The following is an 8,519-nucleotide window of genomic DNA, read 5'->3' as shown; positions in this document are numbered from 1 at the left end:
TTTTCATGATCTTGCCCTGGATCAAGCGGCAGAACAGGAAGCAAAGGAACTTGCAAACCCAAATACAGCTTACGCTAGCCTTAATTTAAAGCTCCAGTATTCAGGTGGTTACGATGGTGGAGGGGACAGTTTCGCTACAGTATTACAGCCGACACTGCCGTTTCCCATGGATAACGGCGACAAAGTGATCTTCCGCCCGGCCATCTCTTATGTACAGAACGATTTCCATGTGGACGCACCAGCAAGCTCGCAACACACGGAGCAGTCAGGCTTTACAGACATCTCATTTGATTTAGCTTATGCGCCTAAAATGGAGGGTGGTACTATTGTCGCGTTCGGTATCTTTGCTTCGTTGCCAACGGGCAGCAGTGACTTAACAGCGGATCAATTTGCTGTCGGACCAGAGTTTATGGTCGGGAAAGCGAGTAGCGAGCGAGTTGTCGGTATGTTCCCAAATCACTTGTATGGTGTTTCTGGAGACGGAGCCGACCATTCTGATACTCGAATCAACAAGACATCGACACAAGTGTTTTGGGTAGAGATATTAGGAGGTGGTTGGACGGTGGGCTCTGCACCAACATTCTCGTACGACTGGAATAAGGATCAGGCGGAAATTCCGTTAAACATCAGTGTTAGTAAAACAACGGTTCTGAATGGACGCCCTTGGAAGTTTGGCATTGAAGCGAACTATTACCTTGAGAAAGACGAAAAAACGCGTCCAGATTTTATGTTGAGCTTTAATATCAGCCCTGTGGTGGAAAATAAACTGACATCTTTGTTCGATTAAGCCGTTATTTGAAATACAGTTTTAGAAACGAAAAAGGCTGAACGATCATCGTTCAGCCTTTGGTGTTATTGGATTAAGCGATTCTATTAACCAGCAGCAACTTGCATGATGAGGCCACAGATGTAAGCGCCGTATGTACCGAGAGCGTAACCCAATACCGCCATTAGGATACCTACTGGTGCCAATGCTGGGTGGAATGCAGCCGCGACGATAGGTGCCGATGCAGCACCGCCTACGTTAGCTTGGCTACCTACAGCCATGAAGAACAATGGTGCACGAATTAGCTTCGCCATTACAATCATCAGAAGGGCATGGATAGTTAACCATGTAATACCAATGAAGAAGTAACCTGGGTTGTCTAAGATAGCTGTCACATCCATTTGCATACCGATAGTTGCAACTAGGATATAGATGAACGCTGAACCAATTTTCGATGCGCCACTGTGCTCAAGGCTACGTGTCGATTTGAAGCACGAAGCGATCAACGCGAACGTTGTTACCATAACGATTAGCCAGAAGAAGCCAGATGTAAGGCTGTATTTCGCAAGTTCTGGAGCATTCGTTGAGATCCATGGTGCGATTAGGTCACTGAAGAAGTGAGCAAGGCCTGTTAGACCAAAGGCAATTGCAGCGATCTTCATTAGATCGGTAGTAGTTGTTGGTCGAGCGTTCTCTTCTTGGTATTTAGAAACCGTCTCTTTTAGCTCTTCGATAGCTGATGTGTCTGCTTTTAGCCATGCATCAATCTTCTTCTGACGACCTGCCATGACAAGTAATACGGCCATCCAAATGTTTGCACAGATAACATCAACTGTAATCATTGCAGAGAAGAGTTGGTCATCAACCTCGAACACTTCTTTCATGGCGGCTTGGTTTGCACCGCCGCCGATCCAAGAGCCAGCTACTGTTGTAAGGCCACGCCATACATCGCCAGATACAAGGTCAGGGTTGACTTGGTCGATAATCAGAATCGCCAAAGGCCCACCAATGATGATGCCGACAGTACCCGTTAGGAACATGATGACGGCTTTTGAGCCAAGGCCGAAGATTTTGCGTAGGTCTGCTGAGATGATCAGAAGAACTAGTGCACTTGGTAATAGGTAACGACTCGCAACGAAGTACAGCTTAGAGTTTGATGCGTCGATGATGCCTAAACTGTTCAATAGAGAAGGAACAAAGTAACAGAGCAATAGACCCGGAACGAACGAGTAGAATTTTTTCAGTGCGCTATTTTGGCTACTTTCCGTGATAAATACACCGCCAAGAATAACAGCTAACATGCCCATTATTACAGCATCATTAGTAATCATTATTATATCTCCTTTAAGGTGAGCGCAGAGGTCTCACTTTTTGAATTGCAGGACTATACCGACATTCGTTACAAATTGTAACGATAGACATGTTTTGAAATGTTTATGTTAATTTTAACGGGTTGAATTTGTGAATGCGGCGCAATACTTATTTGCGTGGTGAATGGTTGGGTTAGGGCTTGTGCAGCGTATTTAGATATATGCAATGTAACTCAAGCCTTAGAGGGTGGTCGCTATGAATTGGGGCGATGATTGAACGACTTAAATGAGTGCATATATAGCCATGTTTATGGTGTGGTTTATGCAGGGGTGGAATGTTTAAATAATGTAAAAATTGAATCCACTTTTGCTATGTGGTCAGAAATTAAAAATCTTAGCTAGATCACACAAATCTCTCGGATTACGAGTGTCAGCACCTGATACTTATGCTCATTTGAGGTTTTGTCGGGGTTAAATGAAAGAAAAAGCGGCTTAAATAGCCGCTTTTGATGCTTGAATAGCATGGTTATCTAGAGCTGTAGTCTAGATTCTGCTTAAGACTCTTCTTCCTCAAAGCCATCTGCATAACCTTTCGGTGGAGGTGTCCAACCACGTTCAGAACGAGAGTGTTTGTCTGAACGGTCTTTTTTCATATCTTCTTTCATTGCTTCTTCAAGGTGAATGAAGATTTGTCGGTAGTTGTTGTCGTAGCGTGGGTTCTCTTCCGCTTCAGACCAAGCTTGGTAAAGCTTTTCAGACTTACGGCTCTCAACGCGTTGATAAGTCGATTTTTGCTGCTCGACGAAGAATGGGTGATGACCCAAAGAACGCAAGGCTTCTGCACCCATTTCAAGAGCAGAATGGTAGGTCTCTGATTCCACGAAGTCTGCACCTGCTTCTCTTAGGCGATAACTATGACCACGGTCGAATGCACGCGCTAAGATTTTCACTTTAGGGTAGTTGTGTTTAACGTATTTGACCAATTCAACACTTGAGTCTTGGTTGTCGATAGCCACAACCAACATTGCGGCTTCTTCGATACCAGCGGTATGTAATAAATCATGACGAGTCGCATCACCAAAGTAAGATTTGATGTTGATTGAACGTAGCAAGTCGACTTGATTAGCTTGATGATCCAAAACCACAGTATTGACATCATTCGATACCAATAAGCGGTTAACAATCTGACCGAATCGGCCAATACCAGCAATGATCACCGTGCCTTTCTCTTCGATGGTATCTTCTTCGCGATCGTTAGACTTTTGCTCGTAACGAGGAAGTATCACTTTATCAAATAGAATGAATAACCCTGGCGTTAGGAACATTGAAAGTGCAACAACCAGCGACAGTGTTTGAACAATATCGGCTGGCAGTACATGGTTTTGGGATGAGAAGCTCAGTAGGACAAAACCGAATTCACCGGCTTGCGCCAAGCTCAATGTAAACAGCCAACGGTCACTGTTTTTGATTTTGAAGATCAACGCCAACGTAAATAGCACCAAGGCTTTGAGTAGCATAACGCCAAGGGTGAGGCCAATGATCAAACCAAAGTCATTGAATAGGACATCAAAGTTGATGCCTGCACCTACGGTAATAAAGAACAAGCCAAGTAGTAGCCCTTTAAACGGGTCGATATTAGACTCAAGTTCGTGGCGGAATTCACTGTTGGCCAATACCACACCCGCAAGGAAGGTACCCAAAGCCGGTGATAGGCCGACTAGGCTCATTAGTGCAGCAATACCTATCACCAACATCAGTGCGGTTGCAGTAAAGATTTCACGCAGACCTGAGCTTGCAACAAAGCGGAACAGTGGACGACTTAAGAAGTGCCCGCCGACAACAACAATCGCAATAGATGCCGTGATAACAAGGCCATAAGCCCAACCGGGTAGGCCAGCAACGAGACTTAACTCTTCATGGTGATCAGAAGCTGAAGCGACCGCGCTTTGTGCTGCTTCAATTAATTCTGGCAACGCTAATAGAGGAATGAACGCCAACATAGGGATGACGGCAATATCTTGGAAAAGCAGAACAGAGAAAGCGTTCTTGCCCCCTTCGGTTTTGGACAACCCTTTTTCATTGAATGTTTGTAGAACAATCGCGGTTGATGACAGTGCGAAGATCAAACCGATGGTGAGTGCTATCGTCCAAGGCTGCCCGAAGAATAGGGCAATACCCATAACAATTGCGGTAGTGCCGCCAACTTGCAGGCCACCCAGTCCCATAAGACGGTTTCTCATTGCCCAAAGCATCTTAGGCTCAAGTTCAAGCCCGACTAAGAACAGCATCATCACTACGCCGAATTCGGCAAAGTGTTGAATGGTTGTCGTCTCTTCGCCAACCAAACCGATAATTGGGCCAATCACAACACCTGCAATGAGGTAACCAAGCACAGATCCGAGACCAAGCCTTTTGGCGATAGGAACCGCGATGACTGCGGCAAGCAAATAGATAAATGCTTGTAGAAAATATCCTGTCATGATTTAACCTCTGCTCATCAGTTCATCAACGTAATGGTTTAGCTTTTCAGCCTTGCTTGCCTTTTTAAGGTCGACTTCGCCCGCAACAAAAGCCTCTAAAAGTGTTTTATAGCTGTTTACGTGATCTTGAATTCGGCCTTCTTCCAACGCAGTACGTGAACCAAATAAAGCCAATGGGGCCAAGTAGTTCATGCCGCACAAAGATGCTGTTTGTTCGATTGGGTGAAGCAGTTCACGTATGGTGAAGTGGTTATAACCGTCTGTCTGATAAGCATCTTTCTTGCCACCAGCGGTGATACTGCATAACAAGCTTTTACCTTGCAGTTCATTACCGTCGGTGCCATAAGCAAAGCCATATTCGAGAACAAGGTCTTGCCATTCTTTAAGAATCGCGGGGGTTGAGTACCAATATAGTGGGAATTGAAAAATGATGATGTCATGGTCCAACAGGCGTTTCTGTTCACGGTCGATATTGATCTTGAAGGTTGGGTACTCAGCATAGAGGTCGACACAGGTAACCCCGTTAATGCGTTTGGCTTGTTCAAATAAGGGTTTGTTAGCTTCAGAGCGATGCTGAGAAGGGTGGGCGAATAGCACCAAGACTCGATTTTTCGACATATAGCCCTCTTTGTCCATTAACGAATAATATTTATTGGAATTATAGATATACAATAATAGAAGAATGGTTGAACAACAACGAATTAGCCCATACTTATCTATTTAGATGCGTGTGTTTTTAGGTACTTAATTATATAAAACATCCGTCAATTTGAGTATTTCCGGCACAAGCCGCCGATGACTGAGTAAAACTAATTATTCACGAATAGTAAAAGCGAATATGGGCATTTTATGTCACCGTTGGTGGGTAACGTAAATAATCCAATAACCCTACATAGAACGATAATGAATAAAGGAGAAACTATGAGCATGGACTTGCGTCAACAATGTGATTTTTTGCTTTCCGGTCACCTAGAACCGACTCCAGCACAAACATTCACTCAGATGGCTGAATGGTGTGAGACACACAATGTGAGCCATGATAGCTACGGCGATGGTGAGTTTATCGAGAGCTTCGAAAACAAAGTCGCGGAACTGCTAGGTTATGAAGCGGCTGTATTTGTGATTACCGGCACCATGAATCAACCCACAGCATTAGAAATTGCGTGCCAAGAGAAAAGAAACCCAGTAGTGGCGATGCATGAATCGAGTCATATTATGCGCCATGAACGCCAAGGGTATCAGCTTCAAAATCGTTTTAGTGTTCTTCCTGTCGGTAACGTATTCCGCACTTGGAATGTCGATGACTTAAAGGCATGGCCTGATGAAATCGCAGCCGCATTATATGAACTGCCGATGCGAGAAATCGGCGGCCAATTACCAGAATGGGATGAGCTTGAAGCGATCAAGCAGTACTGCAAAGAACAATCAATTCACCTTCATATGGATGGTGCGCGTTTGTGGGAATGCGGCGCCTATTACCAAAAGTCATACAGCGAGATTGCTCAGGGCTTCGATAGTGCTTATGTTTCGCTGTACAAAGGTCTCAATGGCCTTGGTGGTTCGTTATTGTTGGGCGATAAAGCCTTTGTAGCGAAAGCATCTGCGTGGATGAAGCGCCAAGGCGGCAATGTTTATCACCGAACGCCTTATGTGGTTTCAGCAGCAATGCAGTTTGATGAGCGATTAGAGTTGATGCCATCACTGTTTGAGCGAACAAAACAGATCTACCAAATCTTATTAGACTATCCTCAGTTCACTGTTAATCCGCAGCAACCGCAGGTCAACATGCTTCACCTATATTTACCTGTGAGCTATGAAGACGGCATTATTGTGAGAGATAACATAGCGAAGAAACACAAGATTTGGATAGGAAACCCAGCGATCAGTGAGTTGCCAAACCAATGTAAGATTGAATGGTATGTAGGGGATAACCTACTAAATTTGCCTGATCATGAGCTGATAGACATTCTAGATTTTATTAGCGAAGAGCTGATTTGATTAACGAAGAGCTGACTGAAGAAGAACTGATCTAATTGGAACTGAAATGGATACAGGAAAGGGTTCTTATATCCATTTATATAGCTAGGATGTCCGGCTCTGTTACATATACTGGTTGATGTACACATCAACTAAGAACATGAACACTGGGACTGTGCTGAGAAGTCCGAAGAAGACGATTGGCACCCAGTTTTTCATTTTCTTTTTAGGTTGCTCAGTGTTGTTCATAAATTCGGCCTTCAATTAGTTGTTATAGCTATTGTAGCTGTTTAGCTTTGTGGTACTAAAAATCTAAGAGCATGGTATCAAATAAAATCGATGAGCCCTATGCGGATTTGACGTTTCGTGGCGTGTATCAATCACATAAAATGTAAGTGATTCATAAACGGTTCATAAAGGTTCAACAACAATGAACCTATTAGAACAAGTATTGCCTTACTCGGCATATGAAATAAACAGTATTACAAGATTTGGAGAATACAGAATGAAAACAATAGGAAACATCATTTGGTTTCTGTTCGGTGGCGTATTTATGGGACTAGCTTGGTGGTTCTTCGGACTGCTCGCATTCCTAACCATCGTTGGTATTCCATGGGGTAGAGCATGTTTTGTTATGGGTAACTTCTCATTCTTCCCATTTGGTCAGGAAGCGATTTCGCGTGATGAGCTAACCAATGAAATGGACATCGGCACGAGCCCGCTAGGTGTGATTGGTAACGTTATTTGGTTCTTATTTGCGGGGATCTGGTTGGCGATTGGTCACATCATGTCAGCAGTAGCGTGTTTCATTACTATTATAGGTATTCCGTTTGCGATTCAGCACCTTAAGCTCGCGGTTATCTCATTGGCGCCAATCGGTAAAACCGTTGTCGACAAGCGTGAAGCAGAAGCGGCACGAGTAAGAAACTACAAGGGTTAAGACTACAGTTTAAGCCTTATATAGAACTGAAAAAGCACATCACATGATGTGCTTTTTTGTGCCTCGTTTTCTATCTAACGATGCCCCAATCTCACAAACACTCACTAGACATTGTTGAACAAGACTTCAAGCCTAAGGGTGATGTTGGCTTCTTCCGTGTGTTTCTCGTAAGGCTCTCGTTCCCACTGGTAACGCGGGGTGACCTCGTAAAACAGCCATTCCTTCCATACATTTTCTCTATACGTTACCGACACTTGCGAATATTCGTTGTGGTTATACGGTTCGCTGGTCGCGGTTATCGTGGCGCTGTATTACAGAGCTTGGTCTTGAGAAAGGTAATGGTACAAGGTAATGCCCGTACCATACTCCCAGCCTTTGAGGTCATCGTTATAGCCAGCAAAGTTAGACCAACGCGCTAAGAAATCGTCACTCAAAGAGAGGTCAAAATCGATATCAGTGATCTCTCCCGTCTCTTTCTTCTCTTGATACACACGTTGGGTTAGCCGGAATACTGCATCTGTGGTGAGCGGGTAGGTAAAACGATAGCGAGCCTCTATTCTTGGGCGTAATGTCGCTTTGATATTGAAACTACTGTAACCCTTGGCATAGGCGTCATAACGAAGGCCAAGTGCATTTTCTAACTCGTCAGAATCTTGTGGGAAGAAGTCTAAGAATTCTTCATCGCCAACAGACTCGTAGATTAGCTTAAGCCTTTTGCTGACAAAGGGTAAATGCAGGCGTGCGTTGAGCTTGGTGGAATAATCCACGTCACCGCCCTCAGAATAGATGAAATCATTATACCAACGTACAGAGGTTCCGGCTCTGGCGTCCTCGGTAATACGGTCATCCACAAAGAAGTTATCGAACCATATTGCGGGCTGACAAAACTTGCTGTTTAGGTAGTGGTAAGCTTTTTCGACGCGCGTGTCTTCTAACGGTTGGCTGTGACACTCATCCTGTTCCTCCGCGAAGGCAGAGTGGGAAACGAGCGATGCTAATAATGAGGAGTTAACTATCCAACGACTCAATGGAACCTGTTTGTCATT

General features: G+C 44.3%; 7 protein-coding genes and 1 pseudogene. 3 read left to right on the top strand and 5 right to left on the bottom strand.

The features are described from left to right. On the top strand, window positions 1-787 hold a 787-nt coding region (locus AB4138_RS08860), incomplete at its 5' end, for a hypothetical protein (RefSeq protein ID WP_372305696.1). A gap of 86 nt (window positions 788-873) precedes the next feature. Here AB4138_RS08860 and AB4138_RS08855 read toward each other — a convergent pair. From AB4138_RS08855 to AB4138_RS08845, 3 genes are all read right to left on the bottom strand, one after another. Then, window positions 874-2,097, bottom strand: a complete 1,224-nt coding sequence (locus tag AB4138_RS08855) for a DUF819 domain-containing protein (protein WP_372305693.1) — start codon at window positions 2,095-2,097, stop codon at window positions 874-876. Between the two features lie 533 nt (window positions 2,098-2,630). After that, window positions 2,631-4,556: a monovalent cation:proton antiporter-2 (CPA2) family protein gene (locus tag AB4138_RS08850; RefSeq protein WP_054547053.1), complete on the bottom strand. Its 1,926-nt coding sequence runs from the start codon at window positions 4,554-4,556 to the stop codon at window positions 2,631-2,633. Between the two features lie 3 nt (window positions 4,557-4,559). Continuing rightward, window positions 4,560-5,174: an NAD(P)H-dependent oxidoreductase gene (locus AB4138_RS08845; RefSeq protein ID WP_017060908.1), complete on the bottom strand. Its 615-nt coding sequence runs from the start codon at window positions 5,172-5,174 to the stop codon at window positions 4,560-4,562. A 303-nt stretch (window positions 5,175-5,477) separates the two neighbouring features. Between AB4138_RS08845 and AB4138_RS08840 the strand changes: the two genes are divergently transcribed. Next, window positions 5,478-6,554 carry a low specificity L-threonine aldolase gene (locus AB4138_RS08840; RefSeq protein ID WP_372305690.1) on the top strand — a complete coding sequence of 359 codons (1,077 nt, stop codon included), beginning with the start codon at window positions 5,478-5,480 and terminating at the stop codon, window positions 6,552-6,554. A gap of 102 nt (window positions 6,555-6,656) precedes the next feature. Here the strand turns inward: AB4138_RS08840 and AB4138_RS08835 are convergent, their stop codons facing one another. Beyond that, window positions 6,657-6,782, bottom strand: coding sequence for a hypothetical protein (locus tag AB4138_RS08835; protein ID WP_017060906.1), 126 nt, complete (start codon window positions 6,780-6,782; stop codon window positions 6,657-6,659). Window positions 6,783-7,038: 256 nt separating this feature from the next. Here AB4138_RS08835 and AB4138_RS08830 point away from each other — a divergent pair, with 256 nt between their 5' ends. Beyond that, entirely contained in the window at window positions 7,039-7,473 is a 435-nt protein-coding gene (locus AB4138_RS08830; protein WP_004730224.1) for a YccF domain-containing protein, read from the top strand. A 104-nt stretch (window positions 7,474-7,577) separates the two neighbouring features. Here AB4138_RS08830 and AB4138_RS08825 read toward each other — a convergent pair. Continuing rightward, window positions 7,578-8,501, bottom strand: a pseudogene (locus AB4138_RS08825) (hypothetical protein). Window positions 8,502-8,519 lie beyond the last annotated feature (18 nt).

Origin of the sequence: Vibrio sp. 10N.286.52.C3 (assembly GCF_041468865.1) — a bacterium.
Classification (GTDB): Bacteria; Pseudomonadota; Gammaproteobacteria; order Enterobacterales; family Vibrionaceae; genus Vibrio; species Vibrio crassostreae_C.
This window is presented reverse-complemented; position numbering and strand designations above follow the sequence as displayed.